The sequence below is a fragment of the Candidatus Streptomyces philanthi genome (assembly GCF_059553635.1).
The window spans coordinates 1-20,048 of sequence record NZ_JCANQV010000100.1 but is presented as its reverse complement, the minus strand read 5'-3'; the positions used below and the strand labels follow the sequence as shown (position 1 = coordinate 20,048).

Here is a 20,048-nt window from a genome sequence, read left to right as displayed (position 1 = left end):
GAGGAGGGGCGCCCCGCCCGCGTCCGCCGCCGGGGATCAGACGCGCTGCCAGAGCGCCGGGGCCGACGGCGGCTCCCAGCCGGCGTGCGCCGTGTGCGCCTGGACGCACCGGTAGGTGACACCGCCGTAGGTGACCTGGTCACCCTGCCGGTAGGCGGTGCCCGCCGCCCAGGTGCCGCCGGGGTCGGTGGGCTGCCCGCCGATGTCGAGGACGAAGTCGAACGTCGCCTCCTGGCCGGGGCCCGCCTGGCGGACGTTCATCAGCAGCGCCGGGTCGAAGATCGGGTCGGTCTGGTTGCGCGGTTCGCCGGGGAAGTACAGCTGGGTGGTGAGGATGCGCTCGTTCGGGGCCTGCACCTTGACGTGGAGGTGCCGGGTACGTCCCGGGTACAGGCCCGGCACGATCGTCTCCAGGGTGAACGCGCCGCGTTCGTCGGTGTACTGGTGCCCGCGCAGCCGGAACCCGGTGTTGTCGTACGCGCCGTCCGTGTCCGCCTGCCAGAAGTCGAGCAGCGCGTGGGCGACGGGACGGCAGGTCCGCCCGAAGACGAAGCCGCTGACGGTCAGCGCGGTGCCCGGCAGGCCCGGCTCCAGCAGCGAGGTCCGCTCGGGGGAGTCCGGCTTGAAGTACGGGCCCTCGATCTGCGGCGGTGTCGGGTCGTCGCCGTCGTCGCAGAACGGGGTGGGCGTCAGCGGCTCGCGCGCCGCCCCGGCGTCGCGCGCCAGGGCGACACCGCCGAGCAGCATCGGCAGCGGCACCGCCGCCACCGCGGCCTGGAGCAGCCGCTTGCGGCTGATGCCCGCGGGCCGTCCGCCCTGCTGTGGAACACGTGCGTCCTCCATCGGGGGTCCTCCTCGGGAGTCGTGTACGTCCCCGGGACGACGCTAGGCGGACGGGCCGGGCGGATCGATGGACTCGCTGCGGTGAACGTGGTGAATCCCCTGTGTCCCGCGGCGGAACTCCCCGGGGCTGACCCCGGTCTCCCGGCGGAAGAACCGGCAGAAATAGGCCGGGTCGGCGAACCCCGCGTACCGCGCCACCTGACGTACGGTCAGTTCCGTGCTGGCGAGGAGGCGTTTGGCCTCCAGTGTCCGGGCCTCGCGGATCAGCCGGCCCGGCGTACGGCCGGTGCTCTGCTTCACCGCGTCGCTGAGATGGCCGACGGTGACGCCGAGCCGGGCGGCGTGCGCGCTCACCGACCGCTCGGTACCACCGGGCGCGGCCAGCAGCCGGGCGAACTCCCGCGCCACGACGTGCGCCCGGCTCTCTCCCGCCTCCCGGCGCCGCCCGCCGGCGAGCCGCGCCGCCCGGGTGAGCAGGACGTGCAACTGCGCCTGGAGCACCGAGACGAACCCCTCGGCCCGCTGGTCGAACTCCTGCCGCATCTCCTCCACCAGCGCCAGCAGCCGCGCCGCCTGCGCGCCGTCCGGGCGCAGCCCGGGGTGCTCGTCGAGCCGGCGCAGCAGCTGCCGGTCCCCGGGGTGCGCGAGCAGGAAGTCGTCGGTGAACAGCACGACATGGCCGCACAGTCCCGACGCCTCCCAGTGGTGCACCTGGCCCGGCGCGACGACGCACAGTTGCGGGGGCAGCAGCGGCAACCGGGCGAGATCGACGACATGGTGGCCGGTGCCGCCGGTGACGTAGACGATCTCGTGGAAGGTGTGGCGGTGCGGGAAGTCCGCCCGCGACAGCGGCCCGATGGTGTCGAAGGAGCCGATGGCGAACGGCAGGATGCCGGGCATGGGCACGTCCAGCCGGTGCAACGGCACGGGGCCGTCCGGCCCTGGTCGCGTCCGCTCCCGCCTCCCTCGCCCCATCCGCACAGCGTACGACGGCACGGCACACCCGTCCCGGCGTCAACCGGCCGCACCCGGATCAGGCCCCCGCGCCGTCGCGGCGGGTCCGCTCCGCGCAGTCGACGAGGACGGGCAGCGCCCGCTCCAGGGCACCGTCCCGGTCCGCGAACGGCAGCCGCAGATGGTGGCGGAAACCGTCCACGGCGGAGAACGCGGGCCCCGGGACGACCAGGACCCCCGCGCGGCGGGCGAGTTGGGCGGTGGCCTCGGCGTCCGCGCCCGGCATCTCCACCCACAGCGCCGACCCGCCCTCGGGCCGCTCCCAGCGCCACCCCGGCGCCCCGGCGGCGAGCAGCCGCCCCGTCTCCGCGAGACGGGCACGCAACCGGGAACGGCGCAGGGCACGGGCCTGGGGCAGCCGCCGCAGCAGCGCCACCGCCACCATCTGGTCCACCACCGGGCACGACAGGTCGACGGACCTCTTCAGATCGGCCAGACGCCGGACGACGGGCACGGACGCGCGGACCCAGCCCACCCGCAGCCCGCCCCAGAACAGCTTGGACAGCGTGCCGATGGTGGCGGTCGCGGCCGGGGGAAGCCGCGCCGCGAGGCAGCCGGGCGCCGCGTCGTCGCGCAGCGACAGTTCCGCGTAGGCGTTGTCCTCCACCGCGTACAGGCCCTGCCCGGCCAGCACCTCGGCCCAGGCACGCAGGGCCGGTCCGTCCATCCGGCGGCCGGTCGGATTGTGCAGGGCAGGCTGGAGGTAGACCAGCCGCGGGCGGATGTGGCCGGTCAGCCGCGTCAGCGCCGTGGCGCCCGCGTCCGGGGCGTCCGCGGGCAGCGGCACGAGCCGGGCACCGCGGGCCCGCAGCGCCTCCAGCGCGCCCCGGTACGTCGGGTCCTGCACGACGACGGTGTCGCCGGGCTCCACCAGCCCCTGGACGACCAGCCAGACGGCCTGCTGGGAACCGGCGGTGACCAGGATCTGCTCCGGTGACGTCGGCAGGCCGGCGGCCCGGTGGTACGCGGCGATCCCTTCCCGCAGCTCCGGCAGCCCGTACGGCAGGTACCCGTCGCCGTCCAGCGCGGCCGCGAGGTCACCGGCGGACAGGTCACCGACCGCCTCCGCGACCGCGGGCAGGCCGTCCAGCGCGCCGCTGGACAGATCGATGCCGCCGTCCCTGGTCCCGAAACTCGCCAGCCGTCCCTCGGTCACCGGCTCGCCCACCGCCCCCGACCCCCGCAGCCGTGACCCGCTGCCCTGCCGGCTCTCCAGCCACCCCGCCGCCTCCAGCAGCCCGTACGCCGCCGTCACCGTGCTGCGGCTGACGCCGAGCGCCGCCGCCAGGGCACGCTGCGAGGGCAGGACCGTCCCGGGCGCCACGTCACCGCGCTGCGCCAGCTCGCGCAGCGCGTCCGCCAGCAGCCGCGGCATCGCCTCCGTACCGCCCCGGGACCATCCGGTCAGCAGCCGCGACAGACGAGTGGGAGGAATCCGGTCCATACCCCCCATCATCGCCCGCCCGTGACCCGCGGGGGCGCGCAGGCCAATCGCCCCCAAGTGGTCTTTGCCGCTCTCCCGGGCCGGCCGCATGATCGGGAGCACCGTCCGTTCGAAGGAGCAGGGACATGGCGACCGTGGTGCTCGTCGGAACACTGGACACCAAGGGAGCGGAGTACGCGTGGCTCGCGACGCGTCTGCGCGACTCCGGGTGCGACGTCGTGATCGTCGACGCGGGGGTGATGCCGCCACCGGACGGCACCCCCGCCGCCGACGTGGACGCGGCCACCGTCGCGCGCCGCGCCGGGCACGACCTGGCGGCACTGCGCGCCCGGGGCGACCGGGGCGCCGCGGTGACGGCGATGGCCGAGGGCGCCGCACACGTCCTCGCCGACCTGTACCGGCGGGGGCGGCTGCACACGGTGCTCGCGGTGGCCGGAAGCGGCGGGTCCTTCATCGCCGCCCGCGCCATGCAGGCCCTGCCCGTCGGCGTGCCCAAGCTGCTGGTGTCCACCATGGCCGGCGGGGACGTCGCCCCGTACGTCGGGGCCAGCGACATCACCCTGACGTACAGCGTCGTCGACATCGCGGGCATCAACTCCGTCTCGTCCCGCATCCTCGGCAACGCCGCGGCCGCGGCCGCCGGCACGGCCGCCCACCACGAACGGAGCCTGGACCACCCGGAGCCGCCCGGACGCCCGCTGATCGGCGCCAGCATGTTCGGCGTCACCACCCCCGCCGTCGACGCGGCCCGGCAGCGCCTGGACGACCTCGGCTACGAGGTCCTCGTCTTCCACGCCACCGGGGCGGGCGGCCGGGCACTGGAGAAGCTCGCCGCCGGAGGCTTCCTCGCCGGGGTCCTGGACCTCACCACCACGGAACTCGCGGACGACCTGGTCGGCGGGGTGCTGAGCGCGGGCCCCGACCGGCTCACCGCCGCGGGCCGGGCCGGCGTCCCCCAGGTCGTCGCCCCGGGCGCACTCGACATGGTCAACTTCGGACCCCGGGACACCGTCCCGGAGCGCTTCGCCGACCGCCGCCTCCTCGTCCACAACCCCACCGTCACCCTGATGCGCACCACCCCCGGGGAGATGGCGGCCCTCGGCACCGAAATCGGCCGCAAACTCGCCGCGGCCACCGGCCCCGCCGCCGTCCTCTGGCCGCGCGGCGGCGTCTCCGCCGTCGACGCCCCGGGCGGCCCCTTCCACGACCCGGACGCCGACGCGGCCTGCCTCGCCGCCCTGCGCACGGCCCTCGACGGGAGCGGCGTCGCACTGGAGGAGTACGACGCCCACCTCAACGACCCGGCCTTCGCCACCGCCGCCGCCGACCGCCTCCACCAGCTGATCACCGCTCAGGACCGCGCCGCCGCGACCGCCTGAGCCCGCACCACCGAACAGGAGCCCCTCGTGAACCGCACAGAAGCCCTCGCCCGTCTCACCGCACAGGTCACCGCCTCACGGCCCGTCATCGGCGCGGGAGCGGGCACCGGACTGTCCGCCAAGTGCGCGGAGGCCGGCGGCGTCGACCTGCTGATCATCTACAACTCCGGCCGCTACCGGATGGCCGGGCGCGGCTCGCTGGCCGGCCTGCTGCCCTACGGCGACGCCAACGCCATCGTGCTGGAGATGGCCGGCGAGGTCCTGCCCGTCGTCCGGGACGTGCCCGTCCTCGCCGGGGTGTGCGGCACCGACCCCTTCCGGATCATGGGCACCTTCCTCGACCAGCTCAAGGCCACCGGCTTCACCGGCGTGCAGAACTTCCCCACCGTCGGCCTCTACGACGGCACGTTCCGCGAGAACCTGGAGGAGACCGGCATGGGCTTCGGCCTGGAGGTCGACATGATCCGCCAGGCCCATGAACGCGACCTGCTCACCGCCCCCTACGTCTTCGACCCCGACCAGGCCGCCGACATGGCCCGCGCGGGCGCCGACGTCCTCGTCCCGCACGTCGGCCTCACCACCAAGGGCTCCATCGGCGCCACCACCGCGCTCACCCTCGACCAGGCCGCCGCCGCCGTGCAGGAGATGCACGACGCCGCCAAGCGCGTCAACCCCGGCATCATCGTGCTCTGCCACGGCGGCCCGATCGCCGAACCCGAGGACGCCCGCTACGTCCTCGACCACACGTCCGGCATCGCCGGCTTCTTCGGCGCCTCCTCCATGGAACGCCTCCCCACCGAACGCGCCATCACCGACCAGGCCCGCGCCTTCAAGTCCCTCACCCTCGGCTGAGCCCGGCGGCGTCCCGCCGCGGCGGTGCCCCCGCAGAACCCGGGAGCACCGCCGCGGGCCTCATGCCGCCCGGTGCTCCCAACCCCGGTCCGTACGGGTCAGCTCCTGGAACCCGGCGGCGGCCAGCCGGCGCAGCGCCTCGGTGTCGTCGGCCGCCTCGTAGGCGAGCAGCCGGTCGATCCCGGCCAGCCGCAGCCAGCGGGCGGCGTGCGCCAGCAGCCAGTCCTCCAGTTCCGCGGCGCGCGGGTGCGGGGGGACGTCGAGGTCGCCGATGTCGGCCAGGCCCCCGTTGCGGGCGAGGCGCTCGGGCCGGTCGAGGGTGGTGCCGATCTCGATGTGCCCGAGCGCGCCGCCGTCGGCGACGGCCGTCAGCCGCGTACCGCGGGCGCCGAGCGAACGGCGCACCTCCAGGCCCGGCACCGGCGGCGTCGCGGGCAGCGGCGGCAGCGCCGCCACCTCGGCCATCAGCAGCACCTCGGTGCCGCCGGTGTGGTGGAACCCGGCGCGTTCGAGGACGGCCCGGACGTGCGGCCACACCTCGGGCACCCCGCACACGCCCGGGGCGGGCAGCGCGCCGTCGGCGTGGCGGCCGCGCACGTTCCAGCGGGCCAGCTGCGCCAGGCAGCCGGCCATCAGCCGGTCCGCCGCGTCCTCGGCGCCGGGCCGGAACGAGGCGGACGGGTGGCACAGGAACCAGCTGATCTCTCCCGTGCCCCGGTAGTCCTCACCGACCTCGTCGTCGTCGCGGTAGCGCAGCAGATGGGCGGCGGCGACCACACAGCGCCGCTCCTCGGCGACGAGGGTGACGCGCTCGGCCACCCACGGGTCGGTGACGAACTCGTCGGGACGGCGGGCGAGATGACCGAGCACGGTGTTGACCGAGACGGAGACACCGGGGACGACGGCGGCGGCATGCGCGTTGACGAGCTCGGTGAGCTGGTCGCGGTCGTCGCGGTGGAAGAGGCGCACGGTGGGCGCGGACGCGGGCACGGAAAACCTCCGGATACGGAACGAACGTGTGGAGGCCGCCATGCGATGCGGTATGCCCGCCAGCATAGCCCAACCCCGCGGCGCCCTCGCACACCCGTACGCGTCGGGGCGTGGCAAGGACCGGCCCGCCGGAGTGCGCCCCGGCGGGCCGGCCGCGGTGGGGGCCTACCGGCCGGCGGGGGAGCCCGCGGTGTAGGAGTGGGCGCCGGTCCCGGCGAGGGCGCCGCCGCGCACGATGAGGTACTCCTCACGCAGCGGACGGCCCTCCAGCCAGCACTCCAGGATCTCGCGGGTACCGGCGGCGTAACGGGCCTGGGCGGAGAGGGTGGAGCCGGAGATGTGCGGGGTCATGCCGTGGTGCGGCATGGTGCGCCACGGGTGGTCGGCGGGCGCGGGCTGCGGATACCACACGTCCCCCGCGTAGCCCGCCAGCCGGCCGCTCTCCAGGGCCCGCCGCACGGCGTCCTCGTCGCAGATCCGGGCCCGCGCGGTGTTGACGAGATAGGTGCCGCGCTTCATCGTGCCGAGCAGCGCGTCGTCGAAGAGGCCCTCGGTCTCCGGGTGCAGCGGGGCGTTGACGGTGACGACGTCGCAGTGCGGCACCATGTCGGCCGCGCTGGGGTGGAAGACGAGGCCGAGTTCCCGCTCCGTCGCGGCCGGCAGCCGGTGCCGGTCGGTGTAGTGCAGCCGGACGTCGAAGGGCGCCAGCCGGCGCAGTACGGCCAGGCCGATACGGCCCGCGCCGACCGTGCCGACGTGCATGCCCTCCAGGTCGTAGGCGCGGGTCACGCAGTCGGCGACGTTCCAGCCCCCTTCGCACGCGACGCGGTGCGAGGGCAGGTAGTTGCGCACCAGGGAGAGGATCATCATCACGGCGTGCTCGGCGACGCTGACGCTGTTGGAGTACGTCACCTCCGCGACGGTGATGCCCCGGGCGATGGCCGCGTCGATGTCGACGTGGTCGGAGCCCACCCCGGCGGTGACGGCCAGCTTGAGCTTCTTGGCCGCGGCGATGCGTTCGGCCGTCAGATAGGCGGGCCAGAAGGGCTGCGAGACGACGATGTCGGCGTCCGGCAGCTCCCGGTCGAACTCCGAGTCCGCGCCGTCCTTGTCGGAGGTGACGACCAGGGTGTGACCGCGGCTCTCCAGGAAGTCCCGCAGCCCGAGTCCGCCCGTGACACTGCCGAGCAGATGCCCCGGCGTGAAGTCGACGGCCTGCGGCGTCGGGGTGCTCTGCCCGCCGGGATAGCGGTCGATGCGGGGCAGGTCGTCGCGGGCGAACGTGGTGGGGTAGCCGTCCTTCGGGTCGTCGTACAGCACACACAGCACCTTGGCCATGGCAGGCTCCTCGTCCTGGGAAATGGGGAGGGGGGAAGCGCTGTCCACGGTCCTCCGCCCCCGTCGCGGGGGTCAAAGCGAATGTCGCTATGGCGCGATAGACGGCGCCTGTCACCCGTCCTCGGGGCGTGGCCGGACATGGCGTTCCAGGAGCGCGTCGAGGGTTTCGCGCACCCGGGCCCGGCGTGTCACCTCGCCCAGGGCGCGGCCCAGTACCGGTTCCGGGTCGTGTGCCGCGATCACCAGGCCGACGCGCGGGCCGTGGGCCGGCCCCCGCAGCGGCACCACCCGCATCCCCCGCGGCACCCCGAACATGTGCAGCCAGGCATGGGAGATGACGCTGGACCAGCCGCCGCCCGCCAGATGCGCGTACAGCCCGGCGACGGTGTCCGATTCGACCGCCGGGCGGGCGGTGGCGCCGTCGGCGGCGAAGCACTCGTCCATGATCCGCCGGTTGCGCATCCGCGGCGACAGCAGGCACAGCGGCAGCGCGGCCGCCTGCGCCCAGCCGACCGCCGGCTCCCCGGCGAGCGGCCCGTCCCCGGGCGTCAGCAGCAGATAGCGCTCCTCGTACAGAGGGATCCTGTGCGGCGGGCCGGGGGTGTCGCCGTCGAGGTAGGTGACGATCGCGTCGAGTTCGAAGTCCGCGAGCTTCCGGGTGAGTTCACCGGCCGGAAGGGAGCGCAGATCGACGCGTACCCGGGGGTGCCGGGCGCAGAACGGGGTGGTGAGCAAGGAGGCCGCGGTGAGCGCGGTGGGGATGACGCCCAGGCGTAAGGTGCCGGTCAGCCCGCCGCGCAGGGCGGAGAGTTCCTGCTCCAGGGCGTCGCGTTCGGCCAGAATCCGCTGGGCCCAGGACAGCACCGTCTCGCCCTCCGGCGTCAGCCCCTCGAAGCGGCGGCCGCGCCGGACGATGGGCACGTCGAGTTCGTGCTCCAGCTTGCGGATCGCCGCGGACAGTGAGGGCTGGGAGACCCAGCAGGCGTCGGCGGCCCGCCCGAAGTGGCGTTCACGGGCGAGGGCGACCAGGTATTCGAGTTGGCGCAGCAGCATGCCTCACCCTGACCGGGCGGGGCGGGCGGCGTCCAGCCCGGGCGCTGCCGCGCGCCCGGCCCGCCCCGGCGGCGACATCGTGCGCGGGGCGGGCGGGATTCGTGCCGCGGGACCACGGGACAAGGAACAGCGCCCTGTGCCCGCCTTCCGGCGGCGGGGTCACCGGTTCATCGGTGCCAGGCGGACGGTCAGCGGACGAACTTCCAGCTGATGCCGCTGATGTTGCCGGCGTCCAGGGGAGCGAGCTTCTGGAACGCCGTCTGACTGAGGTCGATATGGTTCGCGTCACAGGAGAAGCACTTGTCCCGCACCGGAACACGGATGGTCTTCCCCTGATAGCTGACCTCGACGGATATGCCCTGGCAGAGCGGATCGTTGTTCGGGTTGGCGGACGTCCACCACGACGGGGAGACCGCGACCAGGTCCTCCGACGACGCGTCGATGGGCGTGCCGCAGGCCCCGTAACCCTTGTCGTTGTAGAAGGTCATGTTGCCCGTCATGGGCTGGCCGATCGGGACATCGGCGAACGCCGTTCCCGTGCCGAGCACCACACTGGCGAGAGCGGCCGCCAGCACACCGCCGGCCCGGCCCATTCTCTTGATTCCACGCATGAAAACCTCCTGGGGGTGTTCCGTTCGGACTCTCCCGCCGCCGGACCGTTTTCCGCCCGGCGCCGGGGAAACCGCGGGACGCCGGCACTCCCGCCGGCGCGGCACAACGACGCGCGGATTTCCCGGGAAAAGCAGTTGCCGACGCCCTTCTGAGTTCGGCACATGAATGTCACAGGGCCCGGCGTCCCCGCAAGGCCCCGTGATGGCAGTTGTCCTGAACTCACGGGTGAAAGCGCCGGGATCATGCGGACGGCCATGCCGGACGGGCCCCGTCCCGGGCCGGAAGGCCCCGCGCCCCGCCACGTTCCGGCGCTTTTCCCGCGCGGCCGGATCGCGATCACCGCCGTGACGGGAACGCGGCCGGATTCACGCAATGACGTATCGGGCAATCCTGGTGTCCGGAGAATGCCCTTGTGGGCAGGCGGCGTTGACAGGAATCCGGTGAGGGCTTTCACTTCCTGAAGGTGAACGACCCTGGTGCGCCCCGGCGCCCGCGGCCGTCCGTCGCACACCGGTCGTCGTGCAGAGAGAAGGCATGCTCCATGCCGTTACGGATGCGCAACCGTCCCCTCCGCGGCGCCGCCCTGGCCGTCGTGCTGCTCGCCGCCGTCCTCGGCTGGGCGCCCGCCGGAACCGCGGCCGCGCGTCAGCCGGACGCGATACGGGCCACGGCCTTCGAGGACACCTTCGACGGCCCCGCCGGTGCCGCCGCCGACCCCGGCAAGTGGCAGACCGAGACCGGCGACAACGTCAACAACCACGAGCGCCAGTACTACACCGCGGGCAACGCCAACGCCGCGCTCGACGGCCAGGGCCACCTGGTGATCACCGCCCGCCGCGAGAACCCCGGCAACCACCAGTGCTGGTACGGGCGGTGCGAGTACACCTCCGCCCGGCTGAACACCGCGGGCCGCTTCTCCCGGACGTACGGCCACGCCGAGGCCCGCATGAAGATCCCCCGCGGCCAGGGCATGTGGCCCGCGTTCTGGATGCTCGGCGACGACATCGGCCGGGTCGGATGGCCGGACAGCGGCGAGATCGACGTCATGGAGAACGTCGGCTCCGAACCGGGCACGGTGCACGGCTCCCTCCACGGCCCCGGCTACTTCGGCGGCGACAGCGTCACCGGCGCGTACACCCTCCCCGGCGGCAGGGCGTTCGCCGACGACTTTCACACCTTCGCCGTCGACTGGGAGCCCGGCGCGATCACCTGGTCCGTGGACGGCACCGTCTACGAGCGCCGCACCCCCGCGGACCTCGGCGGCAGGAAGTGGGTGTTCGACAAACCCTTCTTCCTCATCCTCAACCTCGCCGTCGGCGGCGACTGGCCCGGCGACCCCGACGGTGCGACGCGGTTCCCCGCCCAGCTCGTCGTGGACCACGTCAAGGTCACCACCTCCGACAGCGGGGGAACGGCGGGCACACTCAAGGGCCTCGCGGGCAAGTGCCTCGACGTGGCCGGCGCGAACACCGCCAACGGCGCGACCGTCCAGCTCCAGAGCTGCAACGGGAACGCCGCACAGCGCTGGACGGTCGGCACCGACGGCACGATCCGCGCCCTCGGCAAGTGCCTGGACGCCGCCGGCGCCTCGACGGCGGACGGCACCCGCGTCCAGCTGTGGGACTGCAACGGCACGGGCGCCCAGCGCTGGACGTACAACGCCACCACCCATGACGTGGTCAACCTGCCCGCGAACAAGTGCCTCGACGTCCGTGACCACAACCCGGCCGACGGCACCCCCACCCAGATCTGGAGCTGTTCGGGCGCCCCCAACCAGAAGTGGTCGCTCGGCTCCTGAGCGGACGGCCGCGGCCGTCCGCTCGCCACCACCCCGTTTCCCGTCTGGAGCGAATGTGAGAAGACCCCGTATCACCGGCCTCCTGCTGACGCTGCTCGCCCTGGTGGGCATGGTCGTCGCCGGCCCGGCCGCCACCACGGCGAGCGCGGCCGGCCGCTGCGACACCGCGGCCGCCTGGAGCGCGGGCACGTGGTACCCCGCCGGAACCGTCGTCCGCTACACCGACGGCAAGTACTACATCGCGTCGCACGAAAACCCGGGCTACGACCCGCTGATCAGCACCTGGTACTGGTCCCCCTACACCTGTTCCGGCGGTGGCGATCCCACGCCGCAGCCGTCCGGCTTCCCGGTGAGCGAGAGCCAGTTCCAGCAGATGTTCCCGAACCGCAACCCCTTCTACACGTACAAGGGCCTGATCGACGCCCTGAGCGCCTACCCGGGCTTCGCCAACACGGGCAGTGACACCGTCAAGCGCCAGGAGGCCGCGGCCTTCCTCGCCAACGTCGGCCACGAGACCGGCGGCCTGGTCTACGTGGTCGAGCAGAACACCGCGAACTACCCGCACTACTGCGACGCGAACCAGCCGTTCGGCTGCCCGGCCGGCAACGACGCCTACTACGGGCGCGGGCCGCTCCAGCTGAGCTGGAACTACAACTACAAGGCGGCGGGCGACGCCCTCGGCATCGACCTGCTGCACAACCCCTCGCTCGTCCAGACCGACCCGGCCGTCTCGTGGAAGACCGCGCTGTGGTATTGGAACACCCAGAACGGCCCGGGCACGATGACGCCGCACGACGCCATCGTCAACGGTCGCGGCTTCGGTGAGACGATCCGCAGCATCAACGGCTCCATCGAGTGCAACGGCGGCAACCCCGGCCAGGTCCAGAGCCGGGTGGACAGCTACCAGCGCTTCACCCAGATTCTCGGGACGACCCCGGGCGGCAACCTGTACTGCTGAACGGGCACGAAAACCGGCCGCGCTCCCGGCCGGAAGGGGCGGGGCGGAGGACATCCTCCGCCCCGCCCCCCTTTTTCGCACGCCGGCGGCAGTCACCTTCCGGCCGTTACCGAGGGGCGGCCCGCACCCGTTCCCAGGATTGTTCTCCGCCCGATTCCGTGGCGCGTGAGGGGTACCCCCCGAACTCCATTGCCGGGTTGTACGGAAGGAAATCCGGCTGGCAGTGTGAACAATGCCTGCTGCCCGCAGGAAAAACACCGTCAATTACCCGGTCCCGCCCCACGCGGCGGCCCGTTCCACGGTACCGGACCGGTGTCGCCCTTGTGCCCGCACGGTCGGACCGATTCACCCTTCACTCGTTTCCCCATATCTCCTGCCCCGGAATTCCCGGGACGCTTCGCCGTGCCGGCGAAAAGGCCGGACACACACGGCCGATGAGGAAGGCGGAGAACCACCATGCGCAGATGGACACGCGACGAACCGGCCGGACGGTCCCCCGGGACCGGGAAAGGACCGCGGCACACCGGCGGCACCGTGGTGGCCCGCACCGCGCCCCCGCGCACCGGGAACCGCCCCCCGGAACGCCGTACGCCGCACCCCGCGCGGGCCCGGATGCGCCGCTTCCTGCCCACCCGGGACGACCTCGCGGCCGTGCGCCGCTCCCCGCGCAAGGACGTCCTCGCCGGTCTCACCGTGGCGGTCGCCGCGCTGCCGCTGTCCATCGGGTTCGGGGTGGCCTCCGGCCTCGGCGCCGAGGCCGGGCTCGCCACCGCCGTCGTCGCGGGCGGCCTCGCGGCCGTCCTGGGCGGGTCACGGTTGCAGATCACCGGGCCCAGCGGTGTGACGGCCGTGGTGCTGGCGCCCATCGCGCACACCCACGGGGCGCCCGGCGTCCTCACCACCGGCTGCCTCGCCGGACTGGTGCTGCTGGTCCTGTCGTTCGCCCGCGCCGGACGCTACATGCGCTGTGTGCCCGCCCCCGTCGTCAAGGGCTTCGTCGTCGGCGCCGCCTTCGTCATCACGGCCCAGCAGATCCCCCCGGCGCTCGGCAGGGACGTGCCGGCCGGCGAGGCCGTCGCCCTCACCGCCGGACAGGCCGTGACCGGGTTCTTCGCCCGTCCCGACTGGACCGCCCTCACCGTCGCCGCGGCCACGCTGGCCGTCAGCCTGGCCGGCGCGCGGCTGCGCCCGAACGTGCCGTTCTCCCTGGTGGCGGTCGCCGTCGCCACCGTGGTCGCCGAGGCCGCGCACTTACCGCTGGCCCGGATCGGCCAGCTGCCGTCCGGACTGCCCGCGCCCTCGGCCGGGTTCCTCGCCCCCTCGCTCGTCCCCGAACTGCTGCCCCCGGCGCTGACGGTGGCCGCGCTGGTCGCCCTGGAGTCCCTGATGACCGCGGCCGCGGCCGATGTGATGAGCGGCTGCGAGCGGCACGACGCCGGCCGGGTGCTGTTCGGGCAGGGGATCGCCAACCTCGCCGTGCCGTTCGTCGGCGGTGTGGCGGCCACCGGCACCGCCTGCCGCTCCGGCATCAACATCCGCTCCGGCGCCGTCTCCCAGCTGGCCGCCCTGACGAACGCCGCCGCCATCGCCTTCGTGCTGTACGCCGTCGCCCCCGTGGTCGCGGCGGTCCCCCTCCCGGCGCTCGCGGGCGTGCTCATCGCCACCGCCGTCCGCATGGTCGATGTCGAAGCGCTGCGCGCCCTGAGCCGCGCCGGCCGGGGGCAGATGGCGATCGCGGCCCTCACCGCGTCCCTCACCCTCGCCGTCGATCTCGTCACGGCGGTGATCACGGGCATCGTCCTGGCCATGGTCCTCGCCCTGCACACCGTGACCCGGAGCGCCCGGGTCGACGAGACACAGGTCCTGCACCGGCCCGGCCCCTCCGTCACCCCGCCGCTTCCCGCGGACGCCCGGACCTGCACGGGGATCTACCGGTTCGACGGGCCGCTGCTGTTCACGACCGCCGACCGGCTGCTGCGGCCCGTGGTGCAGTCGCACGACGACGTGATCATCCTCGACATGGCGCGGGTGAGCGTCCTCGACACCACCGCGGTCCTCGCGCTTTCCGAGGCCGTCGACCTCCAGCTCCGCAGGGCCGCCGTGGTGCTGCTCTCCGGGGTGAGCGACGCCCACCGCACCCACCTGCGAGCGCTCGGCGTACTGGACAAGTGGGGAAGCCAGCGGCAGCAGACGTTCACCACCGTCACCGATGCCCTCGTCTTCGCCCACGCCGGCGCCCCCGTCGCGGCCCTGCCGCCGTCCGGCTCCGCCCCCGGGGCCTCCTGAGCGCCGGGACGCCGCCGGCCCGCCCCGCGCGTACGCCCGGCGGGCCGACGCTCCGGGGGCACTCCCTCCGGGCGGCCGTGGTGGATGTCACGTACGCGAAGCGCGGAAACGGTGTGACGATCGATGTTGTGCAGCTTTCAACTATCTGGCCCGGTCGTGTCCCGGCGGCGGTGACGGTGCGGGCGCGCCGCCTCGCCGGCCGGCTCCGCCGCCGATGGCCCAGGCACGGGGTGTACGGCGTCAAGACCCTGACCGCCGCGCTGCTCGCCTGGGCCGTCGCGGGCCGGTGGGCCGCCGAGGGGCGCCCGTACCTGGCGGTCGCCACCGCACTGCTCATGGTCAACGCCTCCACGGTGTACCGGTCCGTGACCACCGCCCTGCAGAGCGTCGCCGCGAAGATCGCCGGGCTGGTCCTCGCCCTGGCGGCCGCCCGGCTGCTGGGCCCCACGGCGGGCGCCGTCGTGGTCATCGCCCTCATCGCCGTCCTCTGGGGCCCCCGCCGCACCGCGGACGACCGGCTCCAGGTCGCCTCCACCGCCGTCGTCGCCCTGGCCGCCACGGCCACCGACCCGATGGGCGGACTCGTGACCCCCGTCCTCCAGACCCTGACCGGCGCGGCGGTGGGGATCACGGTCAACGCCCTCGTCCTGCCCCCGCTCCTCCTGGACGAGTCCGGCTCCGCCGTCCGCGGCCTCGCCCACGCCATGGCACGACTCCTGCGCGACATGGGCACCGACCTGACCCGGGAACGCCTCGAACCGAGGGCCCGCGCCTGGCTCCACCGGGCGTGGAGTCTCGAACGGAGCCTGGCGTACGCGGAGGACCGGGTGCGCCAGGCCGAGGAGAGCCTGCGGTGGAACCCGCGCTGCCTCGTGCGCGGACGGCGCGGGGAAATGAGCCACGGCGAACAGCTCCACGCCCTGCGCGGCGTGTCGCACCAGGTCCGCCAGATCGCCCGGACCCTCGCCGACAGCGCCCGCGAGAGCCGCGCCGACCACCACCTGGGGCACCAGTTCCTCCACCGCTACGCCGAAACCCTGCGCCTGGCGGCCGCGGCCGTCCAGGGAACCGTGGAACCGCACACGGACACCGCCCCGCCGGCCGTGCCCCCGAGGGAGCGGCTGCGCCACGCGATCGAGGGCGCCTCGGCCTGGCACGACACCATGACCGACCTGATCGGCCGCGGCGCCCTGACCAAGCCGGCCGCCTGGCACGTCTACGGCTCGCTCATGACCGACGTGGAACGGCTGCTGGCCGACCTGGACGACGCGGACACGCGGTGACGGCGGGCTCTGGGGCTGCCGCCGAACCCCCGCCGGCCCGTACGAGCCGAACCCCGAGCGGCTGCGGCAGCCGTTCGCGGGCGTGCGCACGTCGACGATCCGAGACCTCAGCAGGGCTGCCGACCGCTGGTGAAGCTTGCGTGCGTGTCGTTCACAGCTGAGCCCCCGCAGCAGCCGTCCCTCAGCCGTCGATGACGCTCACCGGTAGCCCTTCGTCAGTAGTCGGCGGCTCGAAGACCGACGCGAGATGCCGCACGGCAGCCCCATCGAGAACGTGTGCATCGGGAGCGCCCTCGGCGGACCGTGCCTCAGCGCGTGCCACAGCCGTCTCCACCGGTACGCGGAGGTAGTGCAGGCGCGCGGCGAAGCCGGCCTCGGCGGCTCGCGTGCGCCGGTGCGCCCGCCGCGCGCGGCTCCACTGGTTCCAGTCGAGCACCACGTCGGATCCCGTGTGCAGCACCTGCACAGCCGTCTCCCAGACCAGTTCTTTGCACACCTCGGCCCGCTCGGCGTACTCGGCGGTGTCGTATCGGTACGGGTAGAGGCGCAGCATCCGTGCGTCGAGCCCGAACCGCACGGCGGGCAGTCGCGCGGCGAGGCGCCGCGCGTATGTCGTCTTCCCCGCGCCGTTGAGCCCGCACAGCAGATGAACGACCGCCTCCGACACGCCGGTCCCTCCGGTAGCGCGCAACATGGGCGGCACGAACATACCGATCTCCGGCTTTCCACGGCAATGATCAAGATCCGCTGCCGCAGAAGACGGCCGCTCATCGCTCACGACCGGATACGGGCCTACGAGACCAGACCGGCCCGGCGGCGGGAGACCGGGCCGGGGGAGGCGGTGTGGTTCCGGAGCCGCGCAGCGGCTCGTCGTGTGGGGTGGTCGATTCTTTGATCGCCGCCCGGCGCCTTGCGTAGGTTGGTCTGGTGAGGGGTGGATCGCGGGAACGGTGGAGGGGACAGCCACGGTGGGTGAGATGGACGCTCGCGGTGTACTTGATCGGCTTCGTTGAAGGAGCCGGTGCCCACTCCCTGGATCTGCTCGGCGGTGGGATCCACGTCTATGCGTCCTTCGCCCCGGTGCCGTTGCAGGCGTTCTTCGTGAGCCTGGCGGTCCTCGACCCGATGGTCGTAGTGCTGGCGGGGGGCGTTCGTCCGGCGGGTGTCCGTCTGGCCTGCGGCGTGATGGTGCTGGACGTTATCGCGAACTGGATCGTCAACTGGCCGCGGCTGCAGGAGAACCCGGCATGGCTGCTGCGTCCGGTCGGGCTGCTGCCCATCACTCTCTTCGGTTTCTTCGTCATGGCGACCTCGGTTCCCTTGCTTCGAACCATGAAGGGGGTCTCTCGGATCTCAGCTGCACGATTCGATGACGGTCGTTCGAGGTGAGGGGAGGGGGGCGACACAGTCCGAGGCGTCAGCAGCCCCGCGCATGGCGCTGCCGCGAGGATATGGAAGCTGACTTGGCGGTACTCCTGGTCGGCCTTGGACGTGTGGTGCTTTCCGGCCAGGCCCTGGCGGGCGTGTGCCACGGCCCGGCGTCGGGACGCACCACGTGGTTCGAGCTGGCCCGCACGGTTCTGGCACTGTGCGGCCGGGATCCGGGGCAGGTGCGGCCGACTGCCTCCTTGTCCTTCGTCCGGCCGGCGTTCAGTTTCCTCGGCCACGGCCGGTGGGCTGCGTGCGGCGCCGAGCCTCTGCCTCGCTGGCGGGACGCGCTCGCCGAGGCGCTGCGGCTGCCCGTCTTCGCGGCTTGGTCCGAGGAGCCCGCCATCGGTTCTTTCGGCCGAGCTTGATGTGGCCGAATGAAATGGTCGTTCTGAACCATCGACTCGGGTGATCTTGACCGATGTTCGGTTCTTGGGGAAGGGTCACGGATGTGACCGTCCGGTAGATGCGTCCGGCCGCGTCGTTACCGCAATCCCCACGCTTGTGATCCGATTGGCGGATTCTGTGGTGAGCTGGAACGGCCAGGCAGGGACAAGAGCTTGCCCGCGTCAGCGCGGCGGTTCCCTGCAGCGGTTCGGGAGCGGGGGAGTGTCTTAACGATCATGGCAGTAAATCACCAGGCGCGAGACGAAGAACGTTTTCGACGACTTCGCATGATCGAGGAACTGGACCCCGAGCAGGATTTCCAGAAGATCTGGTTACTCGACTTCCTCTACGAGTTCCCCTGGGACTTGTGTGTCGGCCAATGGCTGGCGTTCTACGACACTCTCATCCCGCCGGACGACGCAAAGATGCTGGTGCGGACCGGCGACATCGTGGAGCACACGCAGCGTCGGCTCGACCACATGTCCACGCTGATGTGGGAGATGTCCCGAAACGGTTTCGCGGACGCGCGCGGGAAGGCCGCGGCACGCCAGATGAACCGGATTCACAAGAACTCGGTCAAGCATCTCAACGCCGTCGGCGAACAGTGGGACATCACCAACGACCAGTACCTGTTCGTACTGGCCACCACCCTGGTCACCCCGCAACGCTGGCTCGACCGATACGGGTGGCGGCGTGTCTCCTCCCAGGAGCGGCGGGCCGCAGTGCTCTTCTACCGGGCATTCGGGCAGCACATGGGCCTGAAGAACATCCCGGAAACGTACGAGGAGTTCGAGCGGTTCCGCGACGCGTACGAGAAGACCCATGTCGTCCACACGCCGCAGGCCCGCCAGCTGTGGGAGGCGACACGGGGGGCACTGGTGGAGCAGCTCACCTTCTGGCTGCCGGCCGCTCTGCGGAAGCGGTGCGAACCCATCGCCGAGCGCATGCTGCCCGTACTGCTCAGCGACGGCCAGCGGCTCGCGTTCGGAGTCCGGGCCCCCTCACCACTGTGGCGCGCCGCCGTGCACATCGGACTCAAGGCGCGCGCACTGTACGTGCGCCGGTCCCGGCCGCGCACCGAGCCCGCAGTCCCGGACCGGCTGCCGACCAAGACGTTCCCGACCGCCGACTACGAGATCACCGAGATCGGCCCCGAACATTAGGGCGAACCCTATGCGAACGCCGGCTTAGATTTCGCCTTCATCGTCCGGGGCGACTTCCCGCGCATAGTGGAGGTCGAGTACGTAGCTCTCAGGGGTGGGGTTGTTCCGCCAGGCATCGTCAAGGGCATGTGGATTGGGGTGTTCGGCCAGCTCGGCCAGGGTGCGGTCGTAGTGGTCGCGGGTGGCCTGGCGTCCGGTCCACCAAGCGGTGCCCTCGTAGGCACCGGGACGGGGCAGGTCCATGGTGCCGGCAGGGCCGAAGGTGAGCTGGTTGACAACCAGACAGGCGGTGGCGGACTCAATGGTTAGTCCTTCCAGGAAGTGGCGAGGGCGGCGGCTGGCACGGCGTCGGTACCTGGTGCTCGGCGGTTCCGATACCGGGCACTTTCCGGCGAACCTCGCGGTTGGGTGGTGCCGTGGATGCTCTACAAGATCCGCGGCCCGCCCATGGATACTGATCACCATGCGCGTTGACTTCGATCCCGCCGAAATGCCCCGCAACGATTTCTACAAGCTGCTGACCGCCACGGTCGTGCCCCGCCCCATCGCCTGGGTGTCGACCACCGGCCCGGACGGGGTGGCCAACCTCGCCCCGCACTCGTTCTTCACCATCGCCAGCGTGGCGCCGCCGGTGGTCCAGTTCGTCAGCGTGGGACGCAAGGACACCCTGGTGAACGTGGAGGCGACCGGGGAGTTCGTGGTGAACTTCGCGCCGGAGGAGCTGTTCGCGCAGATCAACGACACGGCGACCGATTTCCCGCGGGGCGTCAGCGAGTTCGAGGAGGCCGGGATCGCCACCGAACCGAGCCTGCGGGTCAAGCCCCCGCGCGTCGCGGCCTCGCCCGTGGCGCTGGAATGCGTCCTGCACAGCACGCTCCGGATCGGCGACGGCAATGTCGTCTTCGGGCAGGTGGTGCACGCGGCGGTGGCGGAAGAGGTCATGACCGACGGACACCCCGAGTTCACCGCGCTGCGCCCGCTGAGCCGGCTCGGCAAGAACGAATGGGGCACGATCGGCGGCGTCGAGACCATGGACCGCATCCGGCACGCGGACTGGCAGGGACCCGCGGGCACCCGCTGACGCGCGGCGGAGGGCGGCGGTTGTCCTGCGGGCCGCTTGCCGCCCGCCCCCGGGGGCCGGGATTCTCGGGTGACGCCCGCCGGCGACGCCCGGCGCGATGGACACCTGGAGCAGCCGTGACCGTCTCCTTCCCCGCACC

Annotated in this window: 19 protein-coding genes; 10 read left to right on the top strand and 9 right to left on the bottom strand. The window is 72.7% G+C overall.

Going from position 1 to position 20,048, the window contains the following annotated elements; all coding sequences use genetic code 11:
- Positions 1–36 precede the first annotated feature (36 nt).
- The 3 genes from AC51EU_RS14570 to AC51EU_RS14560 are packed head-to-tail and all read right to left on the bottom strand — an operon-like array spanning position 37 to position 3,301.
- A complete protein-coding gene (locus tag AC51EU_RS14570) occupies positions 37–843 on the bottom strand; it encodes a dioxygenase family protein (RefSeq protein WP_496267325.1) in 807 nt (268 codons plus the stop codon).
- Positions 844–885: 42 nt separating this feature from the next.
- Entirely contained in the window at positions 886–1,818 is a 933-nt protein-coding gene (locus AC51EU_RS14565) for a helix-turn-helix domain-containing protein (protein WP_496267324.1), read from the bottom strand.
- 58 nt (positions 1,819–1,876) lie between these two features.
- The gene (locus tag AC51EU_RS14560; protein ID WP_496267323.1) at positions 1,877–3,301 is read right to left on the bottom strand and encodes an aminotransferase-like domain-containing protein; all 1,425 of its coding nucleotides are present in this window, start codon (positions 3,299–3,301) and stop codon (positions 1,877–1,879) included.
- A 125-nt stretch (positions 3,302–3,426) separates the two neighbouring features.
- On the opposite strand from AC51EU_RS14560, the gene AC51EU_RS14555 reads away from it, so the two are divergent.
- Both AC51EU_RS14555 and AC51EU_RS14550 read left to right on the top strand, forming a co-directional pair.
- The gene (locus tag AC51EU_RS14555; protein ID WP_496267322.1) at positions 3,427–4,680 is read left to right on the top strand and encodes a Tm-1-like ATP-binding domain-containing protein; all 1,254 of its coding nucleotides are present in this window, start codon (positions 3,427–3,429) and stop codon (positions 4,678–4,680) included.
- Between the two features lie 27 nt (positions 4,681–4,707).
- Entirely contained in the window at positions 4,708–5,532 is an 825-nt protein-coding gene (locus AC51EU_RS14550) for a phosphoenolpyruvate hydrolase family protein (protein ID WP_496267321.1), read from the top strand.
- Between the two features lie 60 nt (positions 5,533–5,592).
- On the opposite strand, the gene AC51EU_RS14545 is transcribed toward AC51EU_RS14550, so the two are convergent.
- The 4 genes from AC51EU_RS14545 to AC51EU_RS14530 form a co-directional block, all read right to left on the bottom strand.
- The gene (locus tag AC51EU_RS14545) at positions 5,593–6,522 is read right to left on the bottom strand and encodes an N-acetyltransferase (protein WP_496267320.1); all 930 of its coding nucleotides are present in this window, start codon (positions 6,520–6,522) and stop codon (positions 5,593–5,595) included.
- A 165-nt stretch (positions 6,523–6,687) separates the two neighbouring features.
- Complete coding sequence (locus tag AC51EU_RS14540) at positions 6,688–7,860, bottom strand: NAD-dependent formate dehydrogenase (protein WP_496267319.1); 1,173 nt, start codon at positions 7,858–7,860, stop codon at positions 6,688–6,690.
- Positions 7,861–7,971: 111 nt separating this feature from the next.
- Complete coding sequence (locus tag AC51EU_RS14535; protein WP_496267318.1) at positions 7,972–8,913, bottom strand: LysR family transcriptional regulator; 942 nt, start codon at positions 8,911–8,913, stop codon at positions 7,972–7,974.
- Between the two features lie 188 nt (positions 8,914–9,101).
- Complete coding sequence (locus tag AC51EU_RS14530; RefSeq protein WP_496267317.1) at positions 9,102–9,524, bottom strand: cysteine/serine endopeptidase inhibitor; 423 nt, start codon at positions 9,522–9,524, stop codon at positions 9,102–9,104.
- 542 nt (positions 9,525–10,066) lie between these two features.
- On the opposite strand from AC51EU_RS14530, the gene AC51EU_RS14525 reads away from it, so the two are divergent.
- The 4 genes from AC51EU_RS14525 to AC51EU_RS14510 all read left to right on the top strand — a co-directional run bounded on the left by AC51EU_RS14525 (position 10,067) and on the right by AC51EU_RS14510 (position 15,850).
- Complete coding sequence (locus AC51EU_RS14525; protein ID WP_496267316.1) at positions 10,067–11,323, top strand: ricin-type beta-trefoil lectin domain protein; 1,257 nt, start codon at positions 10,067–10,069, stop codon at positions 11,321–11,323.
- A 109-nt stretch (positions 11,324–11,432) separates the two neighbouring features.
- Positions 11,433–12,281: a glycoside hydrolase family 19 protein gene (locus AC51EU_RS14520; RefSeq protein ID WP_496267326.1), complete on the top strand. Its 849-nt coding sequence runs from the start codon at positions 11,433–11,435 to the stop codon at positions 12,279–12,281.
- Positions 12,282–12,737: 456 nt separating this feature from the next.
- Complete coding sequence (locus tag AC51EU_RS14515) at positions 12,738–14,567, top strand: SulP family inorganic anion transporter (protein ID WP_496267315.1); 1,830 nt, start codon at positions 12,738–12,740, stop codon at positions 14,565–14,567.
- 113 nt (positions 14,568–14,680) lie between these two features.
- Positions 14,681–15,850: an aromatic acid exporter family protein gene (locus AC51EU_RS14510; protein WP_496267314.1), complete on the top strand. Its 1,170-nt coding sequence runs from the start codon at positions 14,681–14,683 to the stop codon at positions 15,848–15,850.
- Positions 15,851–16,031: 181 nt separating this feature from the next.
- Here the strand turns inward: AC51EU_RS14510 and AC51EU_RS14505 are convergent, their stop codons facing one another.
- The gene (locus AC51EU_RS14505) at positions 16,032–16,628 is read right to left on the bottom strand and encodes a P-loop nucleotide/nucleoside kinase family protein (RefSeq protein ID WP_496267313.1); all 597 of its coding nucleotides are present in this window, start codon (positions 16,626–16,628) and stop codon (positions 16,032–16,034) included.
- 194 nt (positions 16,629–16,822) lie between these two features.
- Between AC51EU_RS14505 and AC51EU_RS14500 the strand changes: the two genes are divergently transcribed.
- From AC51EU_RS14500 to AC51EU_RS14490, 3 genes are all read left to right on the top strand, one after another.
- Positions 16,823–17,239, top strand: coding sequence for a hypothetical protein (locus tag AC51EU_RS14500; RefSeq protein ID WP_496267312.1), 417 nt, complete (start codon positions 16,823–16,825; stop codon positions 17,237–17,239).
- A 74-nt stretch (positions 17,240–17,313) separates the two neighbouring features.
- Positions 17,314–17,646, top strand: a complete 333-nt coding sequence (locus AC51EU_RS14495; RefSeq protein WP_496267311.1) for a sugar nucleotide-binding protein — start codon at positions 17,314–17,316, stop codon at positions 17,644–17,646.
- 306 nt (positions 17,647–17,952) lie between these two features.
- A complete protein-coding gene (locus AC51EU_RS14490) occupies positions 17,953–18,828 on the top strand; it encodes an oxygenase MpaB family protein (RefSeq protein ID WP_496267310.1) in 876 nt (291 codons plus the stop codon).
- Between the two features lie 24 nt (positions 18,829–18,852).
- On the opposite strand, the gene AC51EU_RS14485 is transcribed toward AC51EU_RS14490, so the two are convergent.
- A complete protein-coding gene (locus tag AC51EU_RS14485; protein WP_496267309.1) occupies positions 18,853–19,293 on the bottom strand; it encodes a hypothetical protein in 441 nt (146 codons plus the stop codon).
- On the opposite strand from AC51EU_RS14485, the gene AC51EU_RS14480 reads away from it, so the two are divergent.
- Positions 19,292–19,909, top strand: a complete 618-nt coding sequence (locus AC51EU_RS14480; protein WP_496267308.1) for a flavin reductase family protein — start codon at positions 19,292–19,294, stop codon at positions 19,907–19,909. The two genes, AC51EU_RS14485 and AC51EU_RS14480, sit on opposite strands and share 2 nt — an antisense overlap.
- Positions 19,910–20,048 lie beyond the last annotated feature (139 nt).

Excerpts from the sequence above, each read along its gene's own strand:
- AC51EU_RS14540 (WP_496267319.1), bottom strand. The coding sequence starts at position 7,860 with ATGGCCAAGGTGCTGTGTGTGCTGTACGACGACCCGAAGGACGGCTAC.
- AC51EU_RS14535 (WP_496267318.1), bottom strand. The coding sequence starts at position 8,913 with ATGCTGCTGCGCCAACTCGAATACCTGGTCGCCCTCGCCCGTGAACGC.
- AC51EU_RS14485 (WP_496267309.1), bottom strand. The coding sequence starts at position 19,293 with ATGGTGATCAGTATCCATGGGCGGGCCGCGGATCTTGTAGAGCATCCA.
- AC51EU_RS14490 (WP_496267310.1), top strand. The coding sequence starts at position 17,953 with ATGATCGAGGAACTGGACCCCGAGCAGGATTTCCAGAAGATCTGGTTA.
- AC51EU_RS14570 (WP_496267325.1), bottom strand. The coding sequence starts at position 843 with ATGGAGGACGCACGTGTTCCACAGCAGGGCGGACGGCCCGCGGGCATC.
- AC51EU_RS14530 (WP_496267317.1), bottom strand. The coding sequence starts at position 9,524 with ATGCGTGGAATCAAGAGAATGGGCCGGGCCGGCGGTGTGCTGGCGGCC.
- AC51EU_RS14525 (WP_496267316.1), top strand. The coding sequence starts at position 10,067 with ATGCCGTTACGGATGCGCAACCGTCCCCTCCGCGGCGCCGCCCTGGCC.
- AC51EU_RS14560 (WP_496267323.1), bottom strand. The coding sequence starts at position 3,301 with ATGGACCGGATTCCTCCCACTCGTCTGTCGCGGCTGCTGACCGGATGG.
- AC51EU_RS14565 (WP_496267324.1), bottom strand. The coding sequence starts at position 1,818 with ATGGGGCGAGGGAGGCGGGAGCGGACGCGACCAGGGCCGGACGGCCCC.
- AC51EU_RS14555 (WP_496267322.1), top strand. The coding sequence starts at position 3,427 with ATGGCGACCGTGGTGCTCGTCGGAACACTGGACACCAAGGGAGCGGAG.
- AC51EU_RS14520 (WP_496267326.1), top strand. The coding sequence starts at position 11,433 with ATGGTCGTCGCCGGCCCGGCCGCCACCACGGCGAGCGCGGCCGGCCGC.
- AC51EU_RS14480 (WP_496267308.1), top strand. The coding sequence starts at position 19,292 with ATGCGCGTTGACTTCGATCCCGCCGAAATGCCCCGCAACGATTTCTAC.
- AC51EU_RS14515 (WP_496267315.1), top strand. The coding sequence starts at position 12,738 with ATGCGCAGATGGACACGCGACGAACCGGCCGGACGGTCCCCCGGGACC.